Origin of the sequence: Helicobacter enhydrae (assembly GCF_001693335.1) — a bacterium.
GTDB classification, from domain to species: domain Bacteria; phylum Campylobacterota; class Campylobacteria; order Campylobacterales; family Helicobacteraceae; genus Helicobacter_G; species Helicobacter_G enhydrae.
The window spans coordinates 337,243-357,194 of record NZ_CP016503.1; the positions used below are offsets into that span (position 1 = coordinate 337,243).

Below are 19,952 nucleotides of genomic sequence, written 5' to 3' on the forward strand. Positions count from 1 at the left end.
TTCAACCAGCTCAAACTCTTCAAATAAGAAGCTTTTTTTGATCTGAAGCTCTTGATATTCTTCCCAAGGATCCGAATCCCAAACAATCCCACTCCCCACGCCATAGGCATATTGTTTGAATGTGCCTTGATCTGCCCTCTGCACCAGAGTGCGAATAGGGATGGAAAATGTCATCTCTTGGGATTCTATCAATCCAATCGCCCCACAATACACGCCCCTCTCCCTATTCTCAATCCCTTGTAAAATCTCAATCGTGCGTTTTTTGGGTGCCCCTGTGATAGAACCGCAAGGAAAAAGGGCTGTGAAAATCTCTAGCAGTGTGGCGTTGTCTTTGAGCTTCCCTGCGATTTTTGAAGTCATCTGAAACAAAGTAGGATAGGTTTTGATTGCAAAAAGCTCCAATACCTCCACCTCTGTAGCGATCCTACTAAGGTCGTTGCGTAGCAGATCCACAATCATCACATTTTCACTGCGGTTTTTGATGTCAGATTGTAGAAATTCTTTGAGTCTCTGATCTTCTGAAGTATCAGCCCCACGCCCAATCGTGCCTTTCATCGGCTCAGTATAAATCCTCCCCCCTTAATCTCAAAAAACAATTCCGGAGAGAAAGAGGCGATTTTGCCATAAGGGGTGTCCAAAAAAGCACGATATGGGGTGTCCTGCCGATACAACAAAGCCGCAAAAATCTCCTCAAGCTCCAAAGTCGAAACAAACTCAAAACAAGTCGTCAGATTGCCCTGATAGGTATTGCCCTCTAGTATCTGCTCTTTGATTGCTTCCACCTGTTGAGCATAGCTCTCATAATCCACAAATCGCACTTCTTGGGGTGCAAAAATCTTGTGAGTCTTGGGCAAAGAAGTGAATGCTTCACGATGTGCGAAGCATTCAAAAAAAAGCAATGGGGTTTTGGAGCGATAAGTCTCATCAATGAGTGCATAATACGCCTCATAAGCGACATAACCTAGCAGATACCCCCTGTCTCTGCAAGATTGTATCTGTGCAAATGCCTCTTGAAGCCCCTGCTGATCAAAGGCAACAATCCTCAAAAGAGAATGATGATAAACATATTCCCCAAAAAGATTCATAGGCGTGATGCAGCGGAGTATTTGTGGAGGAGTTGCGTGGGCTGATAGCTAAGCTTTGCTTTACGCAAACCCTCAAGCCCCAAATCCTCCTCGCGATTGACCCACAAATACTGGTGCCAAACATTTGCCAAAAATTGTTGGTTGATTGCCTGATAAATCCCCACATAAGCAATATTGGCTTTTTCGATATGTATCACCACGCTTTGTGTGCTCAATGCCTCACCCAAAGCAAATGCGATGATCTCTCCATCCAAACGCAAAATCCCACCCTTGAGCCCAAAAAGCCCTTGAGCGTTTGGCTTGGACAAAACCTCCCAATGTTTGAGCAAAGTCTCAATCCCCTCTTTTTCTGCACGCAATGCCTCGTCTTTGTGAGGGTTTGCCTCATACCACTGGGCATAGGTTTGCACAAGCTCTGCACTATTGGCAAGAGAAACTTCCTCAAACACAAAATGAGGATAAGTCTGCAAAAACTTGTTGAGATGATTCTTTTTTTTGTGGTATTTGCGTCCTGAGAGTGCGATAAGCTCAGAAACATTGTAAATATAGTCAAAATGCTCTGGGGTTTGGGAGATGTCAAACCTTTGGGGATAAAGTGCCTCAAGCTCTTGGGTTTGTGCAAAAGTGAGAGATTTGAAATACAAATCTCGCTCTGTTTCTATCAAGCGTTGCAAGGCGTTTCGTGGAGATGTGCCTTGAGGATAAAAATAATAAGGCTTCTGATTGGGGTATTGGCTCCTAAGAATCAAAGCATCCTCAATCACGCAAAAACTAATCTCCCTCGCATTGTGCCAAATCAATAAATTTGCAAAATTAAAATCTGATAGTGGCAACTCCACATCTTGCTGGAAGCTCAAAATAAGCTCTCTATGTCCTAAATCAATGGGTTCAAATTTCATCTTTTCCTTTCTGATAGGCTTTTGTTAGGCGAAAAATCTCTTGATAGATTGAAGCAATCTCTGCTTGAGAAAATATATCATCTTGGGATAGACGCTCGATAATCCTACGCTCTCTTTGTAAATCAATGATTTCTTGTTTTTGCTCTCGTTTGAGAATGCCGATTTGCTTGGCGATTTCAATGCGTTTTTTGAGAAGCTCTAGTATCTCATCGTCGATTTTGTCAATCTCTACTCTAAGCTTTGTTAGATTCATAGCACTCCAATTCTTTGGCAAACAAATCCTCCAAAGACTCGCGTCCTCGTATCAGTTTGATTCCATTCTCAGTCAAAGCAACTTCTGCGGGTTTGGTGCGTGTGTTGTAATTGCTAGACATACTATAGCCATAAGCACCTGCCCCCTCAAACACGATCAAATCTCCCTCTTGCGTGCTTGGCAACAAAACATCCTTCGCCAAATAGTCCCCACTCTCACAAATAGGTCCAACAATATCACACAAACTAGAATCCAAGCTTTTGGAGTCTAGTAAAGTGCTTCTGTGGTAAGCCTCATACAATGAAGGACGCAAAAAGTCATTCATCGCCCCATCCACAATCACAAAACGCTTGTGAGAGTTTTGCTTCTCACCGATGACACGCGTCAAAAAATACCCACTCTCTGCCACGATACGACGACCGGGCTCACAAATAATCGTAGGCTCCAAGCCCCCCAAACTCGCCAAAATCCCTTGTGCATAGTCATAGAGTGCGATAGGATTTTCATCATCATAACACACACCAAGCCCCCCGCCTACATCAAAAAACTTGATTGAAAGCCCTAGAGCCAACAAGGAGGTAAGAAGTTTGGCGATTTTGTTGGAAGCCTCAATAAATGGAGAGAGATCACAAATCTGTGAGCCGATATGGAAATGTATCCCCACCGCTTCAAGGGCATTGGAATGCTTGATATACAAATACATTTCTTTGGCTTCCTCAATCTCAACGCCGAATTTGTTTTTTGCCATTCCTGTCGAGATGTATGGGTGCGTTTTGGCATCAATGTTTGGATTGACACGCACGGAGATTCGTGCTTGGAGATTGAGTGCTTGTGCGATTTTTTCAATCCTTTTGAGTTCCCCAAAAGACTCCACATTCAAAAACAAAATATCCTCTCTCAACGCCCCTTCTATCTCATCATCACGCTTACCAACCCCACTAAAAATGATTTTGTATTTTGGGATCCCAGCCAGTAACGCCCTTCTCACCTCGCCAAAACTCACGCAATCTGCCCCTGCCCCCATTTGAGCTAAATGAGCGATCAAAGAGAGATTGGAGTTTGCTTTGAGGGCATAGCAAATCAATGACTTGCGTCCTGCAAAAGCTTCTTTGAAAGCCAAAAAATTCTCTTGGATTTTTGGGAAATCATACACATACAAAGGAGTCTGGTAGCGTTGTGCCAAATGTTTGAAATCGATGTTTTGCATAAATAACCTTAAAATTTCTTAATGAAGTTTGGATTCTAGCATTTTTCATCAGATACTTGAAATCAAACTTCTGATACACCCACCTCACCCAATGACAAGCGACAACTCATCAAGGGTGCAAGTGTATTCTATACCCGCCTCTCTCAAAAATGGTAGGCTGATTTGCTCAAACTCTTTTGTATCTAGGCAGTTGAGATAGAAGTGAGAGCAAATCCCTTGATGTTGCAAAATATATCTCGCACTCAAAAGACGATTGATCATCCCCAAATGCGTATCACAGACAAAAAGCGTCTCTCCCTGAAATCTCTCCTGCAAATCTTTGGCAAAATCAAGCATAAAATAATCCTCAAGAATCGGGACAAACAACCCCCCCGCCCCCTCGACAAACACATAATCAAAATCTTGAAAACGCTCAATATGCTCCAAAAGACTTGCGACACAAATCCTATGCTCCACATCGGCACAATAAGGCGAGGCGGGCAAAGCAAAGGCGTATTGATTGATCTGTGGAAGTGTCAGATTGTATCCCAAGCTATTTGCAGTCTCCAAATGCAACATCGAATCAAGTGGCATACCGCTCACTCCTGTTTCAATGGGCTTGAGTGCTACTGATTTGTGCCCCCTTTGATTCAAAAGCTTCACCAATGCTGAAGTGACATAAGTTTTCCCCACATTGGTATCGCTACCTGTGACAAAAAACACACGCATCAGTCAAATCTAATCTTGCAAAAACTTCTGTGCTGTGCGAATCTGTTGCATTGCAATGCGTAGTTTTTCTTTTTCTCTTTTGAGCAAATCTGTGGTTTGTGCGATTAGCTCTCGAGCTTGGAGCATTTCTTCAAGGTTGGCAAACCCCTCTTTGGGGAGATTGCTACTGATTTCAAAAGCCTTTTGTGCATTCTCTTCAAGCAATGCGATTTTCAATCCATCAAGCCAATTCATTTTGATTGATCTCTCTCCACGCATCTAGCAAACCTCTTGCGACCAAAATCACTGTGTCGATTTTCTCGCCGTCATTGCGGATATTGGCTTGAGCCAAAAGCTTGATTTGATGGGTATAAAGTCCAGAAAGATAATGTGCCACATCTCCGCCCCTATCATAATCAAGTGTGTTCAAAAGTTCTGTAAAAATATCTGTGGTTTTGTTGATATAGTAAATCTTCTTTTCGATGTCCTCAACTTCGATATAACGCTTTGCTTGAGACGCAAAACGCAAAATCCCCTCATAAAGCATTTCGATGAGTTTTGCTGGAGATTCGATAGAAACAGAATTTTGTTGATAAAGACTATAGGCATTCTTCATCTCTCTTCCTTTTTATTTTATTTTCCCTTAGTTGCTTGATTGATCATCATTTGCACACTATTAAAAGAATTGTTTGTCTTAGCGATTTGACTATCATAACTTGCAAAGCGTTCTGCCATCGATTCGTATCTGTTGTTGAGGCGTTCCATCGTCCTTTTCCTGTCTTCTCTAAGCCTCTTATCATCACGAGTAAGATTCTGCTCATAGAGTTTCAATGAAGAGTTGGAACCTTTGACCATTCCATCAAGTGTTTCATTGAGCATTCTAAACACTCCCCCGACCCTAGTGTCTTTGCCCAACACACTTTTATCAACACCGACAAAAAAATCTCTCACGCCATCAGGATCAGAACTCAAAGCACTGCTTAGCTTTGCTTCATCAAAAACGACTTTACTATTATCGTCAAGACTCAAGCCATACTTAAATAAACTTTTGGTTTCCAATCCACTTCCTGAAGTGTAGGAAAAAATCTGATTGATTGAGGAGCGAATCATACGGATGAAGCTCACGCCATTGAAAATCCCTGCCACTTTTGTCTCTGGATCATAACGCGTATCTTCTATGAGTTTTGGGATCAATTCGTTGTATTTCTCAACAAAAGCCTTGACTTCTTCGATGATGTTCTCATTGTCAGGCAATACATTGATTGTGACTTCCTGCCCCTCAGGAGTTGGTGCTGTAATCTCAAGATTGACCCCTCCCACTACATCATTGATACTATTTTTGGGACGCACCACCGTCGCACCATTATAAGTCAAAACCGCATCTTGCCCTGCCTGAATGTTTTTGAACTTGAAAATCCCCTCTTGAGTTTTGCTATATTCTGCAAATGTCCCTTCAGCCAATCCCAATTTAGCCAAAGCCTCCCTACCCTCTTCATCTTCGGCTTTGATAAAAATCTCACCATTGCTTGAATTGAAAACCAAACGCCCATCTTTGTCGGTATATACGCGAATGTCTGACACATTATCCAAGGCTTCAACGATTTTTTGGGCATTTTGAGCACCGCTTTGGCTTGATGATGTGAGATCTGCGAGATTGAGTGGGATTCCATTGATATTGATACGCCCATTGATCTTGCCTTTTTCGACCGCACTTTTTCCTGTGATGAGGTTGTCCTCTGGGCTTTGTGTATCCTCAAACCCAAGCTCTTTGGCTTTGGTGCCCAAAACTTGCACCTCATACCCACGGCGATCATTGATCACCAAAGATTTGCCACCCACACCAACGCCGACATTAATGTCTGAACCAAGCAAATCTGCAAGCTCTGCATTTTCCTCAATCGCTTGAAGTATTGCCTCTTTCAAAGCTTGAGCATTATCACTAGATTTGCTTGTTTCCAAAGTCTGTGGGAGCGTTACCATCACGCTTTGATCTAGCCCTTGCTTGTCTTTGAGTATCAGCTCAAGATCGCCTTCTCCCAATGAGATCGGACCACTTTTGATTTCTTTGGATTGATAAGTCGCACCAAAATAGATACGATTTTCCTCCCCTGTCTCTTTGGAGTTGATCATCAGCTGATAGGGATTTGCCCCCCCTGTTTTCATCACAATCCCTATGGCTTTATTGCCTGATTGATCTGTGATCATTTGTGCCAAATCACCCAAAGTCGTCCCTGCTTTGATGTTGATAGTGTGGCGTTGTCCTCCTGCATAAAACGAAAGTCTCGTATCACTCTCGGTAAAAACCGAATCGCGACTTTCAAACTTTGTCCCGACTTCATTGATGTCGTTTTTGGCAACTTGCTTTACTTGAATCGCAATATCTTGTATCGGCACCCCGGGACTTGCAGTCGCTGTGACACCTTCACCGCTCACGCTTGTTTTGCGTTTGATATAAGAAGAATAATCAGAGAGAGTTTGAGCATCTCCACGCATCGTATCAATCATTGAAATAATCGATACCAATTCAGCCTGTTTTTCAACATTTTCTTTCATCTTGCGATCGATTGGCTCAATCATTGCTTTTTCGTCAGATTTTTTGAGCTTCTCAATCACATCATAATTTAAAACATTGCTCCCAACCCCCAAAGAGCTAAGTTTCCCCATCGCCATAACAACTAATCCTTATTAACTTTATCCTCTTTGATCAAAGAGTATGCCGACCAAATCGTGCATTTTTTGCATCAATGCGATAGCCTCTTTGGATGGAAGCTCAGCAATGACTTTGTCACTCCCCTCTTGCCTCACCGTCACAAGCAAACCCTTGATCTCATCACTATATGTGAATTTTACATTGGTGTTTAGATTCTTCATCTTTGTGTTGAGATCTTGACTTAGCTTCATTAGCTCATCTTTGCTTGTGCGATTTGTGCGTTCAAGATCATTTTCGATTTTTTCGAAATGCCCTTGAGCGATCTTGTCACCATTGGGTGGCTCTGCTTTTTTCACTTCTTGAGTGTATTGCTTTGCAAGCTCGATAATTTTGTTTTGTGCGTTCAAATTTATTGCTTGTATTACCATTCACTCCTCCTTGTATATTGTTATAACCAGAGTAATTTCTACAACATCGGCAGAAATCTATTTACTTTAATTTATCTAAATAATTCTAGCGGATCTATATGTTTGTCTTTTTGCGTCACCTCAAATCCTAGCTTGTTATCCACTTTTCCAATCACATAGCCTTTTTTGATACGCAATCCGGGTCGTATCGTTGGAGCGATCTTGTCCAAATAAGCATAAATCGTATGGAGCTGATTGGCGTGCTCGATAATCACGACTTTTTTCAAGACTGGCGTGTCTTTGGCAAAAACCACCTTACCACCTAGCACACTTCTCACATTTGCACCCGAATGCTTAGGAGTCATAATCACAGATTCGTTGAACACTTTGATTTGATACACAGGATCAAAATAAGCCCCAAACTTCTGCTCAATCTCATATTTTTCCAATGGAGCGATAGTTGTTTTGCCATAATATTTGGTCGTAGAAACCTGACGATAAGAACTTGCCATTTGTTTGACTTCAAGAGGAGCACTAAATCCGTCTTTTTTGGCGTCTTTTTTGTTGCGTGCAATTGCCTCTAGATTGCGTTTTTTGATATTGAGCTTCTCTAGAATCTCATCAAGGTTTGCTCTCTCTTGACTGATGATCACCAAACGCTGATTGTAGTTTTGAATATCTGTTTGAAGTTTTTTGATCAATCCATTACGCTCATCAAGTCGTTTGCCCAAAAGTTTGCGTTTTTCATTTTGTTGAGCGATCAACCCTTGCAATCTCTCAACCTCTACTGAATGTTTGCCTATCTCAACACCAAGCCGCATTTTCTCTTGTGTCAAAAAGCTAATTTTGTTTTTTGCCTCGCGACTCATTGTTTGGAAAAACTCTTGGGCGATCAACCCCTCTGCAGAGGTGATCTGCTTTTGATTCACGATTACGCGAAAGGCGAGTTTCTGTGCGACAAGCTGGGTGATTTGTTGCTGTATCTCCTCGTCTCTTTTTTGCAAACTCTGTTCTTGCTCTTTGACGCTAAAGAGATCTTTCTCTTGCTGTGCAAAACGCGCTTGATTGTCCTCAAGCTCTTTTTCCAAAACCTGTATCTGCTCAATAATGCCTTTGAGATTTTTGCTTTGGACGCGGATCTCCTGCCCCAAGGCATTGATTTTTTTGTTGATTCTTTTTTCTTCGTTGATATTTTTGCGAATCTTGTCTTGATTTGTCTGTATATCACGCTGCAACGAGTTGGCAACCGCAAAACTTAGTATCAAAAAAGCAATCACAATGACACGCACGACTTAATAATCCTTCTGTCTTGCTATCACTACAATTGCGGATAGATATGAAATTGCCAAAGAAATCACTAGCAACATAGCAAAATCCTGAACAGGAGTGAAAATCACATTTTCAATCTCCAATGACACAAACAAAGGCTTGAGCTCCTCGCTCTCCAAGAAAAACATCAACCCCACAATCACAAGCACCGAAGCAATCAATGAATCAATAGAGGCGAGTTTGAACAATACTTTGTTTTTCATCCAACTAGGTGCCCCCAAATAACTCATAATCTCCATACGCTTAGAATGTTGCAGATTCCAAATCTCAATTTGCTTGACCATCAGTAAAATGCTCAAGATACCAAGCAATGAGCCAAAAAACAAAATGCTTTTTTTGAGGAGCAAAAGAAGCTTATAAACTTTGGTGTGTGTTTTGACAAATAGCTCTGCCTTTTGCACCCCATCGATTTTTAGCAGTGCTTGATTAAATGTTGTGATTTGACGCTCTGTAGGAAAAATAGAAAGCTTGATAGAATAAAACAACGGAAGCTGTTTTTTGAGGAATTCAAGATTTTCATCACTCATAGAGCCCTGCAATTCCTTCATCACAATATCTGAATCAATAGGGATGACCTCAATCACTTCTTTGAGCTTTTCTTGCAAAGTCCCTAGGTTCATTTCTTTGGTTGAGGCGATAACGATGGAGTAATCTTGAGAGAGTTTTTTTTCGTGTTCTGCAACTGCTCTTTGGATCAATTGCGAGCTTTCAAAAGAGCATAGGAGCATCATCAAAGGAATAATCAGCGATAAGTGTCTTTTAATGGAGTTCATAAACGATCCCTTCCTCAATATAGAGTTTTTTGCAATCGATTTCTAGATTTGTCGGGATTTGATGTGTGACCACGACCACGGTGATCCCCAACTGCTCATTTGCACCTTTGAGTAGATTCCATACAAGGGAGCTAGAGTATTCATCGAGATTTCCTGTAGGCTCATCAGCAAGGATCAGGAATGGATTGTGTGCCAAAGCCCTCGCCATAGCCACCCTTTGCTGCTCCCCTCCGCTAAGCTCAAGAGGGTATTTTGAAGCTTTGTGAGTCATTTTGATGTGTGCGAGAAGTTTTTTGGTTTTGTGCATACACATTTCTTTTTCATAGCCATTGATTTGCATTGGAAGCATTACATTTTTTTCGATGCTCCATTCCTCGATGAGTTTGTAGTCTTGAAACACGATACCGATACTTTTGCGAAGTTTCAAAATATCGCTTTTGCTAGGCTTCCTCATATCGATCCCCCCGACTTTGAGCTCCCCTCCTTTGATACTCAAAGCACCATAGAGTGATTTGAGCAAGGTGCTTTTGCCACTCCCACTCTCCCCCACGACAAACACAAAATCTTTGCTTTTGATCGTAAAATCTGCTTGTTTGATCACTGGTTCGTTTTTTTTGTAATACAGCTCTAGCTTTTTTGTTTCAATGATGACGCTCAAAACAACTCCTTAATAATTGAACTAGTTCAAAATGCGCCGAATGTGTAGCCTCTGTAGGCAAAGGATTGCCTCCCAAATACACAACTTCATCTTTCTCCAACAACACATATTTGCTTTGAGGTTGAGAAAAATCCCCAAAACTCAATGCCAAAATGCACCGATCTTGATTCAAATACAAATCATTAATATGCAAAAATGATTTTTGGAGGACCTTTTTGGCGGAAATTTTAGCAAAACTTTTTGCAATTTCTCCCAATGCCTTTTCTTTTAGAACCTCTTTCAACGCACAAAAATCAAACTGCAAATCAAGAATCTTTTGAGGGCTTGTGTCCAAAGCATACATCTGCATCTCATAAATAGATTTTTGCATTCTACGCCAACGCCCCTCGTATTTGCTCACCACTTCTTTGTCAATGTTTTTGGAGATATACGCCCCAAAGGCACCCTCATTCATCAAAATCTTGTAGGCATCAGCAAAATACTCCTCATCATCTGTTCTCAATTCTAGTTTGCCTCCCTCTCTTAGCACACGCAAAGCCTCTTGCACAAATCCTGCACTCCATACGCGACGATGTGGCTTTTTGTGCCAAGGCACAGGGAAATGCACATACAATGCGTGACAAAGATTGGAGGGCAACAACTCCAAGAAAATCCGTGCATCAAAATTGACAATCCATAGATTCTGCAATCCTAGCAAATTGATCTGATTGAGAACCTGCTCGATAGATGGGGTATAAAGCTCAATCCCGATAAAAAGCCGATTGGGGTTTTGCTGTGCTTTTTGCAAAATATGACGCCCTGAACCAAAGCCAATCTCAAGCTCAAACTCTTCATCAAAAGACAAAAAATCCTCGATCTGCTTCAAAAACGGCGATACAAGCAAAGAACGCAAAGAATCATTATTGAGATTGTGTGATATTAAATATTTCTGATTGTGCTTTGCCAAGATTCTAAGTGCCCCCTTGATGATCCCTGTAGGGATCCCTGCGGAGATTTTTTTGCATTTGAGGATATAGTCTTGATGTTTGTGGCGGTAACGCTTGTGGATAAAAAACTCATACCTCTCAAATCTCACAAAAATCAGGCTCTCGCCTTTTGGATTGGAAACCTCATATTCAAACACATAGCCATCTTGAACGCAAGGCAATGCGAAGCATTCGATTTGGGTGGCAAGACAATGAGGCATTATTGGACCTCCAAATCGATATGCTGGCTGCTCTCGCTTTTGATTCCATTAACATCTACAAACTCCACCCAATAGGTATATTTCACCCCTTTTTGCATATCTTTGTCCTCCCATTGATTCACATAATCCTCCAACACAAAGCGGATCGGATCCCCCAAACCACTTTTGCGGTAGATATAGATTTTATTCACCCTTTGGGTATTGGTCGCAGTCCATTCGATCACCCCCACTCCATTCTGCACTTGATAGCTTTTGATATTAGGTTGTGCTGGTGGAACTAGAGAGTTCCCGCTAACTGGCACAAGATTGAGTGAGCCTTGTATGCCATCTCTATCTACAGCCACCACCTTGAAAAACCACCGCTCCCCATTCTCCTCAGTGTGAAATTCATAACGCGTGTTTTCCACCTCTGCGATCTTTTCAAACCCCTTTTTCTCCTGTCTAGAAGCATAAATCGCATATTTTGAAAGATCTTTGGTTTGGAGGGGCTTCCATTTCAACACAATGAGATTGGGGACATCATTGGAAGCTTCCAAATTTTCTATAGGTTTGGGCGGATACTTGGTCGTCGCACTCACACTCTCGCTATATTTGGAATAATCCCCCTCAAAGCTCACCCCCACGATGCGATATTCATACTTTGTGCCATCTGACAACTCCCGATCGATGTATTCTGGGAGCAAACGACTAGGAACTGATCCGATCGCTTTCCATTCCCCTTGGATTTTTTTCTCAATGATGTATTTTTCGACACTTGGATTGCGATGGGGTGCCCATATCAATTTCACCATTCGCGGTTCATCACTCTGGGCATAAAGCCCCTCCACAGGATCGATGAAAGAGGTTTTGACGCGTATGGTTTTGCTTTTTCTTGAAATCGTATAATCCGCCCCAATGGTTGCAAACTGATAGGCATACACACTCTCTGGCTTCAGCCCTTTGTCGATGTAGTGTGTCACAGCAGAATCTTTGATAATCTCAATGCACTCAAATGCCCCATCAGCCTCTTGCCTAAAGATTGCAAAGCCCTCTACTGATTTGTTTTTGACCCTTTTCCACTCAAATGCTATCGAGCTCACATCTGGGATCACCTGCACTTCATCAATCACGGGCAGAGCAAGATCTAGCGTGGATTTCATCATAAAAAACCCAACACATCCACTAAACCCTATCCCCAAAAAGATGCAAAAAATGCTCTTGATTAATAACTTCATAAACTTCCTCCAATGCAAAATTATTGTTTAAAAACCCCAACATATCTCCAAATAGCGGTGCCTGTATCTCTATCCTCTGCCCTGTGGTAGGGTGAATCAGATAAAGCAAATAAGCATGAAGCATCAAACGCGTTTGATAAGCGTCGCTCTTGCCATAGAGCGTATCTCCGATGATATGCCTTGATACACTCTCCAAATGTGCACGGATTTGATGTGTCCTCCCTGTATGCAGTTTGGCGGCTATCAAAGAGACTTGCTTGCTAAGCAATGGCACAAATGTGCTTTTGGAATAGCGACCCCCACTCTTGAGCTTGGCGATTTTCAATCGATGGTTTGGATTGCGTCCCAAAAAACATTCTACTTCCATTGTTTCCTTGATTGGCAAATCAATGATTGCAAGATAGTATCTCCCCATCGCACGAGTTTTGAGCTGTTCGCTCAAAGCTTGATGTGCGTGGTTTGTTTTGGCGATGGCGATCGCCCCACTTGTTTGCTTATCTAGTCTATGCACGATGCCATACCTCTCCTCCCCACTGATTGTCGAGAGAGAGAAGTTTTTGGATTTGAGATAATCCACCAAAGTCGCTTCTTTCACGCTTGGAGCTTGATGGACGACCCAATGAGGTGGCTTGTTGAGGACCAAAATCTCCTCATCCTCAAACAAAACCTCAATCTCCTCATCAAAACAGCATTTGATTTCTGTTGCTTCTTGTTTCAATGGCACAAACTCCACACAATCCCCGATTTTGAGCATCAGACCATTTTTGTCACAGGGCTTTTGATTGACACAAACGCAGTGGTTTTTGATGGCTTGGGAGGCTTGATTTTTGCTCACACAAAGCCATTGACTCACAAAAGAATCAATTCTTAGTTTTGTGTTCTCTTTAAAATCCTCTTGAGATATAATGTGTCTTTTTTTTGGCTCACTCATAGCTATTCTTTGGATTATTGGAGTTGATTTTGATTTTAAATCGCAGAATCTTATCACATTTTGATTTTTTCATTCCACTGCTTATTGCACCAATGATTGCCCTATCGCTTTTTTTGATTCACGAATTGGGAAGTGTGCTCATCTACAAGCAGCTCATCTACATCGGTGCCTCTTTGGGTTTTGCCTATGTTATCTTTTTCATTCCTTTTCGCAATCTCACAAGAAGTCTGTATTTTTTTTATTGGTTTTGTATCATTTTGCTGATTTTGGTGGAGTTTGTTGGCACCAAAAAACTCGGTGCACAAAGATGGATCCTCATCCCTTTCACTCCGTTTTCTATCCAGCCTAGTGAGATGCTCAAAATCTCTTTGATGTTGATTTTGGCTCTCATTATCCGCCAAAACCCACCACCCAAAAACGGCTATGATTGGCGTGAGTTTGGACATCTTGCCTTTTTGATTCTTGTGCCATTTTTTATCATTTTGCAACAGCCAGATCTTGGGACTGCTTTGACTATCCTTTTTATGGGGTTTGGCACACTTTTTTTGATCGGCGTGCATCGCAAGATTTGGATCACTCTAGGGTTGATTTTTGTCCTCTCCTCTCCTATCGTCTATCAGTATGGTTTGCAAGACTATCAGAAAAAAAGGATACACGATTTCCTATCTGAAAGCCCCTCCCACCAAGTCGCACAATCGATGGTGGCGATTGGTGCAGGGGGACTGCGTGGTAAAGATCGCGATGAAGCGACGCAATCTCAACTCAAATTTCTCCCTATCGCGACAAGCGATTTTATCTTTGCCTATTATATGGAACGCTTTGGGTTTGTGGGGGGGTTTGTGTTGATTTCCTTGTATATGATTCTGATCTTTCATATTTTCTCTTATGCCATCATCTACACCAAAGACTATTTTCTGCAGGTGATTTCAAGCTGTGTGGGTATTTTGATTTTTGTTTATATGAGTGTCAATATCGCGATGACAATCGGGTTTGCCCCTGTTGTGGGGCTACCTCTGCCGTTTTTTAGTTATGGCGGCACAAGCTTTTTGACTTTTACCATAATGTTTGCAATCTTAGAAAATCTCCTTGCTTTTAGATACAACTTGAAGTATAATGCGACTTCTCCAAAAGGATCTTTAGCTCAGCTGGTCAGAGCACTCGGCTCATAACCGATTGGTCGCAGGTTCGAACCCTGCAAGATCCACCACTCAATCAAATCACCAATCATCCCCACATCTCACTCTTGGCACAAACCTTGAATCAGCTTTGATTATTCTTTAGATTTTGGGCATTTCTAGATTTTCTGATTCTCTGTTTTGGGGATTACTTTGATAAAAGCACATTTTCTAGTATCTCAAGCTTGGCTTGGATTCTTTCTTTTCAAGTTGGCTTGTGGGGCTATATTCTTTTGGTAATTCTAGATTCTCTTGGATTCTCTTTTTTAGTGTTTGGCTTGGGTGTGTCTTTGGATGATTCCTGAATCTCTAGTGCTTACTTTTCAAGTTGGCTTGAGCAAACCACCCTTTATGCAATTCTAGAATCCCCTAGGATCTCTCTTAAGGGGATCAAGGGGAACTTATAGCAAGCGTTCCCCTTATCCCCCTTAACAACCCCCATAACCCCAGCATTGCATTAGCAAGGCTCGTTCAAGATTACATTGACTTGGAATCCTTTTTGGTTCTACAAGGTTGGTTTGGTCAGCAGTTGTTTGTGCTTATATTGAAATAGTGAGAGTTTTGTGTTTTTTAGAGTTTTTTGAGAGTGTGCAAAGAGATTCTAAGAAACTAAGAATCAAGAATCAAGAATGCTTTCACAAAGATTCTAAGATTCAAGATTCAAATCAATAAATCTAAAATCAAATCAAAAAACCACCAAACAAGAATCAAACTCAAATATTGCACTCTATCGTTGGGTTGTCACACAAAAAGCGGGCAGGGGTTTGGGGGATTTTAAGGGGGATAAGGGGGGTGCCTCGCAATAAACCCCCTTGTCCCCCTTATAGAAAAAAGCAAAGTGGGAATTGGAAACTAAGAAGTGTGCTTGTGCAAAAGCAAGATTCAACAACCAAAGAATCTAATCGCAAAAAAATGCTGACAAATGATGTTTTGCAAAAGCACGGATTTGATCTGATTTAAAGTTGATTTGAAATTTTTTTAAAGTTGGCTTGAGCAAAGCACCCTTTATACAATTCTAGAATCCCCTAGGATCTCTCTTAAGGGGGTCAAGGGGAACTTATAGCAAGCGTTCCCCTTATCCCCCTTAACAACCCCCATAACCCTAGCATTGCATTAGCAAGGCTCGTTCAAGATTACATTGACTTGGAATCTTTTTTGGTTCTACAAGGTTAGTTTAGGAAGCAGTTGCTATGATTTTTTTGAAATAGCAATAAATAGAGAAATCGCACAACAAGTCATCAAATGGCAAACTAATGTATAATACAAAAAAGAAAAGCTATAAAAATTGAACAAGAAAAATCCTCTTGAGTTATCTTGAGCCTTTTTGTATATAGTGCAAATCATTGGAGAGTTTTATGTTTCATTGTGTTTTTAATGCCAATCAAGCTTATATTAAATATCTTGGGGTTTTATGCTATAGCATCATCAACAACACCAAAACACTTTCTAAATACTCTGATAATCCACTGGGGGGGGGGGGACAAAGACAAAAGGGGCTATTGCTTTCATATTTTAACCGATGGTTTATCCCACAATACGCAAGAGAAATTACTAAAGTTTGAAGAAGAACTAAACAAAATTTATCCTTGCAAGTTTGAGATATATACATTAGATGATAGTGAATTTGCAGGATTGCCAAAACTCAACAACAACTATCTAACTTATTTTCGTTTAAAGATGGCAAGTGTTCTCCCAAAGGAAATTGAAAAATGCCTCTATCTTGATGTGGATATGCTATGCGTATCTGATATAAGAGAGATTTTTGAAATAGACATTCAGCAAAAAGTATGTGGGGCTGTCATAGATGCACACTTTATGCCATTCCGTAGCGCAATAGGCAAAAAAGGGGATGATTTTTCTCTATGTATAGACACTTATTTCAATGCTGGACTTTTACTCATCGACCTTAAAAAATGGAGAGAAGAAAACATAGAAGAACAATGCTTTACCTTTCTAAAATCTTACATTCCACAATTTCACGATCAAGACACCCTTAATGCAATTTTAAGTAAGAGAGTCTATTTGTTGGATTTGAAATGGAATTTTATGGTGGGACATTTGGAGAACGATGGGCATTCTTTCAGAGAGGAAAAAAAGCCATACACACTTAATTTCACAAAGCAGGAATATCAAAATGCAAAACAAGAAGCCAAAATTTTGCATTTTCTTACAGGAGATAAACCTTGGAATAGTCATTTTTATCAAGACAACAATACTGCTTTATTAATGAAGCAATGGAGGGATATTGCATTGCAAATTCCTATATTTTGCGATGAATTGCAAGCTGATTTATCACAAGCCCATCTAAATGCACTAAAACCCAAATACCACTCTGGATGGCGTAAATATTTCCACAAACTCAAAGTGCTTTTGAAATGCGCTAGATTCCAAATTTTATTGGCACTGCGTCTTAAGTAGCAAAAAATCAGAAAAATCATCTCAATCAGCCTCAAAACTTGTTTGAAAGCCCAATAGATAATATATTTATTGGTTCTTATAAATCAAGTTGACAAAATTCCAAAAATACAAGTATGCTAAACTTCCATTATCTCAACTAAGAATGGTAGGAAAATAGATGAAAAAGTTTTTGATTTTTTGTTTTGTATTCAGCCTTTCTCTTTTTGTAAAAAGATGGGTGCAAGGAATACAAGAAACTGCACAAAGAAGGGGTGCGATAATGAAATGGTTCCTACCTACAAAGGCTCTTGATGTTTAATGGCTTGATTCGTGAAATCGCAAAGGTTGAAAAATTTCAAAACAATCATCTTTTTATCCAATCCTCTTATATCCCCAAAATTGGCGATAGTATCGCTATCAATGGCACTTGCCTTACAGCAGTAGAAATCTTTGCTCAAGGCTTTTGTGTAGAATTAAGCACGCACACACAAGCTCAAATCGCTGTTGAAAACCTAGATGGCTATGTGCATATTGAGCCAGCTTTGCAAATGCAAGATCGCATTGATGGGCATTTCATACAAGGGCATATTGATGCCATAGGCACAATCACACAGATTCAAACACAAACAAACCAAACACTTTTCAAGATTGCCACACCCCCCTCTATCGCCCACCTCATCATCCCCAAAGGCTCGATTGCTCTTGATGGAGTGAGTCTGACTATTGCTGATTTTAGCCAAAACTTATTGAGTGTGATTGTGATCCCCCACACCTTGCACAACACATTGTTTGCCACCTATACGCCCAAGCGTAGAATCAACATCGAAACAGATATGATTGTGCGTAGTATCGCACACATTATCCACAAAAGCTCTGCCTCAAAAGATTGGAAGCATTTTGATGCAATCACATTGGGATATTAATGCACAAAAAAGCCGCTGCCATCGCTTATAATCAAACCAAAAACCAAGCTCCTCAAGTTATCGCTTCAGGACAAGGCACAATCGCACAAAGCATTATTGCCAAAGCACAAGAGTTTGACATTCCCCTCTTTGCCAATGCGACTTTGGTAGATTCACTCCTGTGTTTGCAAGTCGATGAGGAAATCCCGCCAGAACTTTATCAAGCGATGGTGGAAGTATTTTTGTGGCTCCAAGAATGTGAGCAAAAAGCACAAATCAGTCGCTAATCAAACCGCTAGTTATTTGATGTGCTTCTTTGCCTCTTTGACAACCTCAATCACACAATCTATCCCACCAGCTAGCGAAAACAGCCAATACTTATGCACAAAAATCAGCTCGATTTGTTTGGCACGCTTTTGCATTTCATCTGCACTAAATTGGCTCAAGATTCTAGCGATGTCCATTTCTTGATGAAAGATATAAGACTGCAAAGCGTCTAGAAATGTCGCATTAAATACAGGGTTTTTGAAAAATTCTTTGATTTTTTCAATCTCTTTGCTCAAAGAATCAAGCTTCTTATAATCAATCTCTTCCAATCGCTTTTCTTCATTCAGTCTTTCAAGCTCCTCGCAAAACTCTGCGACTTTCAAAAACACTTTTTCTGTGCGTTTTTGCTTTTTGCGTCCCTCTCTAATCCAAAAACTGCATTTATCTTTTGCTTGTTGTATTTGAGCTTCTAGCTTTTCTTGTGCAGGGAAAGACAAGATGATAGGCTCTTTTGGGGTTTGCCTCACTAGCTTGATAGCTTGAGCAAATGGCATTTCTTGCGTCCCCTCAATCCTTGCCCCTCCCTCTGTGGCATTGATCACTTCGATAGGATAAGGCGTGTTGGCAATATCTCTTTCATAGAAATTCAAGAACAATTTCCACACTTGCGTTGTTTCCACCTCCCCTCCTCCCCCATAGCGTGTTGTGAAAATCTTTTCTCCCTCGCTTTTGGGCTTGATCTCATCGCTTCCATAAACTGCCCCTTGTGAATGAGAGCTTCCATCTTGAGCAAATGCCAAATCTTGTCCGATGATGATACAACGCTTAAATCGCGAATGCACAACAAGCTCATAAGCCATATTTGCCGCACTCATTCCGATCCCAAGATAGCCATACTCATCAAAACCAAAATAAGTGGTATAGCCAAAAGGGCGAAAACTATAGCTGATCAAACCACCCTTTTTTTCAACAGCACTTTTGAGGCGTGGATGCACGATAGATGTGAGAGCAAACACCACGCCTTCAAAAGCCTCTTTGGGCAATTCCTCATAAAATTTTGCAGTTGCCTCAACCCTCTCAAGCGAAAACACAATATCAGGTTTGATCCCATTGCGATACAAAATAGGAAAAGACGCATCGATACACATCAATGTCGCATACGGAGCGACTTCCTTGAGCAATGCGAGTTGCTTGTATAAACTAGGTCCTGTAGAAACAATGATAGCTGTATCTCTGTGTTTGAGTTGCATCACAAGCTCTACTAGATTTGGGCTTCTCAATGCACTTGAAATGTTTTGGATATGGTGCTTGATCCCCACAATCGCATCTTTGGCATCATTGCCCACAGCAACGACGGCGTGCTCAATCGCTTTGATAAAATCCCCATTCAACCTCATAAAATCCTCGCGATAACGCTCATAATAAGAGTTAAACACCTCTAGCATATAGGTTTTAAAATACAACTTGCAATGCTTATCCTCATCAAGCAAAGCAATCACCCCTTGTGCATTCAGTCCATTGCAAAACACAATACGCCCCTCCAAAATCTCAGAGGAAAAATCCAAAAAATGCAAAACAATGAACAACAACTCAAGCTCTGGCTCAACAACTACTACTCTTTTAAGCAACTCATTGCCCAACAAAATCTTATAAAGCACCCCATTTCCTACCCCATAAAAATACAAATAAGGGCAATAGGCACTATGACTTAGCTCATTGTGACGCTTCATCGTCTCTTCTAGGGGTTGAGTCGCAAAAAGTGGGGTCTGCTCCTGCTTATCCAAAATATTATAATTTGCCACATCAGAACCTAAAAATACTTCATATCGTTGATTGGGTGAAATATTTTGAAGTTTGAATGCAAGATTGGGATTTTTTACAGCTAGACTTGCAATATTTTGCTCAAAAAAACTATCCATTTATGCAACCTTA

At 40.9% G+C, this 19,952-nt stretch carries 19 protein-coding genes, 1 tRNA gene and 1 pseudogene; 5 read left to right on the plus strand and 16 right to left on the minus strand.

Annotated elements, in window-relative coordinates:
* Nucleotides 1–96: 96 nt before the first annotated feature.
* The 15 genes and pseudogenes from BBW65_RS08160 to BBW65_RS01620 form a co-directional block, all read right to left on the minus strand.
* Nucleotides 97–1,085 (minus strand): annotated as a pseudogene (locus tag BBW65_RS08160) (chorismate-binding protein); the annotation flags it as partial.
* Nucleotides 1,082–1,984 (minus strand): DUF2156 domain-containing protein, encoded by a 903-nt coding sequence (locus tag BBW65_RS01555; protein WP_066338786.1) that lies wholly within the window; start codon nucleotides 1,982–1,984, stop codon nucleotides 1,082–1,084. The gene BBW65_RS01555 and the pseudogene BBW65_RS08160, both read right to left, overlap by 4 nt.
* Nucleotides 1,974–2,237: a chorismate mutase gene (locus BBW65_RS01560; RefSeq protein WP_066338793.1), complete on the minus strand. Its 264-nt coding sequence runs from the start codon at nucleotides 2,235–2,237 to the stop codon at nucleotides 1,974–1,976. The genes BBW65_RS01555 and BBW65_RS01560 overlap by 11 nt, the downstream gene beginning before the upstream one ends.
* Nucleotides 2,218–3,444, minus strand: coding sequence for a diaminopimelate decarboxylase (gene lysA / locus BBW65_RS01565; RefSeq protein WP_066338803.1), 1,227 nt, complete (start codon nucleotides 3,442–3,444; stop codon nucleotides 2,218–2,220). Before lysA ends, BBW65_RS01560 begins: the two co-directional genes overlap by 20 nt.
* 84 nt (nucleotides 3,445–3,528) lie before the next feature.
* Nucleotides 3,529–4,152: a dethiobiotin synthase gene (gene bioD / locus BBW65_RS01570; protein WP_066338805.1), complete on the minus strand. Its 624-nt coding sequence runs from the start codon at nucleotides 4,150–4,152 to the stop codon at nucleotides 3,529–3,531.
* Between the two features lie 9 nt (nucleotides 4,153–4,161).
* The gene (locus BBW65_RS01575; protein WP_066338807.1) at nucleotides 4,162–4,386 is read right to left on the minus strand and encodes a hypothetical protein; all 225 of its coding nucleotides are present in this window, start codon (nucleotides 4,384–4,386) and stop codon (nucleotides 4,162–4,164) included.
* Nucleotides 4,373–4,747, minus strand: a complete 375-nt coding sequence (gene fliS / locus BBW65_RS01580; RefSeq protein ID WP_066338809.1) for a flagellar export chaperone FliS — start codon at nucleotides 4,745–4,747, stop codon at nucleotides 4,373–4,375. The genes BBW65_RS01575 and fliS overlap by 14 nt, the downstream gene beginning before the upstream one ends.
* Nucleotides 4,748–4,764: 17 nt before the next feature.
* A complete protein-coding gene (fliD, locus tag BBW65_RS01585; protein WP_199919454.1) occupies nucleotides 4,765–6,795 on the minus strand; it encodes a flagellar filament capping protein FliD in 2,031 nt (676 codons plus the stop codon).
* A 27-nt stretch (nucleotides 6,796–6,822) separates the two neighbouring features.
* Nucleotides 6,823–7,209: a flagellar protein FlaG gene (locus BBW65_RS01590; RefSeq protein WP_066338812.1), complete on the minus strand. Its 387-nt coding sequence runs from the start codon at nucleotides 7,207–7,209 to the stop codon at nucleotides 6,823–6,825.
* 71 nt (nucleotides 7,210–7,280) lie between these two features.
* Entirely contained in the window at nucleotides 7,281–8,477 is a 1,197-nt protein-coding gene (locus BBW65_RS01595; protein WP_083985979.1) for a murein hydrolase activator EnvC family protein, read from the minus strand.
* Between the two features lie 3 nt (nucleotides 8,478–8,480).
* Nucleotides 8,481–9,290: an FtsX-like permease family protein gene (locus BBW65_RS01600; RefSeq protein ID WP_066338814.1), complete on the minus strand. Its 810-nt coding sequence runs from the start codon at nucleotides 9,288–9,290 to the stop codon at nucleotides 8,481–8,483.
* The gene (locus tag BBW65_RS01605) at nucleotides 9,277–9,948 is read right to left on the minus strand and encodes a cell division ATP-binding protein FtsE (protein ID WP_066338817.1); all 672 of its coding nucleotides are present in this window, start codon (nucleotides 9,946–9,948) and stop codon (nucleotides 9,277–9,279) included. Before BBW65_RS01605 ends, BBW65_RS01600 begins: the two co-directional genes overlap by 14 nt.
* Nucleotides 9,932–11,134 carry a tRNA (guanosine(46)-N7)-methyltransferase TrmB gene (gene trmB, locus BBW65_RS01610; RefSeq protein ID WP_066338818.1) on the minus strand — a complete coding sequence of 401 codons (1,203 nt, stop codon included), beginning with the start codon at nucleotides 11,132–11,134 and terminating at the stop codon, nucleotides 9,932–9,934. Before trmB ends, BBW65_RS01605 begins: the two co-directional genes overlap by 17 nt.
* On the minus strand, nucleotides 11,134–12,348 hold the full coding sequence (locus tag BBW65_RS01615) for a fibronectin type III domain-containing protein (protein WP_066338820.1): 1,215 nt from the start codon (nucleotides 12,346–12,348) through the stop codon (nucleotides 11,134–11,136). The genes trmB and BBW65_RS01615 overlap by 1 nt, the downstream gene beginning before the upstream one ends.
* Nucleotides 12,296–13,279, minus strand: a complete 984-nt coding sequence (locus BBW65_RS01620; RefSeq protein WP_083985981.1) for an RluA family pseudouridine synthase — start codon at nucleotides 13,277–13,279, stop codon at nucleotides 12,296–12,298. Before BBW65_RS01620 ends, BBW65_RS01615 begins: the two co-directional genes overlap by 53 nt.
* A 29-nt stretch (nucleotides 13,280–13,308) precedes the next feature.
* Between BBW65_RS01620 and BBW65_RS01625 the strand changes: the two genes are divergently transcribed.
* The 5 genes from BBW65_RS01625 (at nucleotide 13,309) to BBW65_RS01645 (ending at nucleotide 18,040) form a co-directional block, all read left to right on the plus strand.
* The gene (locus BBW65_RS01625; protein WP_199919490.1) at nucleotides 13,309–14,448 is read left to right on the plus strand and encodes an FtsW/RodA/SpoVE family cell cycle protein; all 1,140 of its coding nucleotides are present in this window, start codon (nucleotides 13,309–13,311) and stop codon (nucleotides 14,446–14,448) included.
* Nucleotides 14,410–14,486: transfer RNA gene (locus BBW65_RS01630), tRNA-Ile, on the plus strand. Before BBW65_RS01625 ends, BBW65_RS01630 begins: the two co-directional genes overlap by 39 nt.
* A 1,342-nt stretch (nucleotides 14,487–15,828) precedes the next feature.
* Complete coding sequence (locus tag BBW65_RS01635) at nucleotides 15,829–16,872, plus strand: glycosyltransferase family 8 protein (protein WP_066338826.1); 1,044 nt, start codon at nucleotides 15,829–15,831, stop codon at nucleotides 16,870–16,872.
* Between the two features lie 290 nt (nucleotides 16,873–17,162).
* Entirely contained in the window at nucleotides 17,163–17,774 is a 612-nt protein-coding gene (gene ribE, locus BBW65_RS01640; RefSeq protein WP_066338829.1) for a riboflavin synthase, read from the plus strand.
* Nucleotides 17,774–18,040, plus strand: a complete 267-nt coding sequence (locus tag BBW65_RS01645) for an EscU/YscU/HrcU family type III secretion system export apparatus switch protein (RefSeq protein WP_066338831.1) — start codon at nucleotides 17,774–17,776, stop codon at nucleotides 18,038–18,040. The genes ribE and BBW65_RS01645 overlap by 1 nt, the downstream gene beginning before the upstream one ends.
* Before the next feature lie 12 nt (nucleotides 18,041–18,052).
* Here BBW65_RS01645 and BBW65_RS01650 read toward each other — a convergent pair whose 3' ends face one another.
* A complete protein-coding gene (locus BBW65_RS01650) occupies nucleotides 18,053–19,939 on the minus strand; it encodes a motility associated factor glycosyltransferase family protein (RefSeq protein WP_066338833.1) in 1,887 nt (628 codons plus the stop codon).
* Nucleotides 19,940–19,952: the final 13 nt, after the last annotated feature.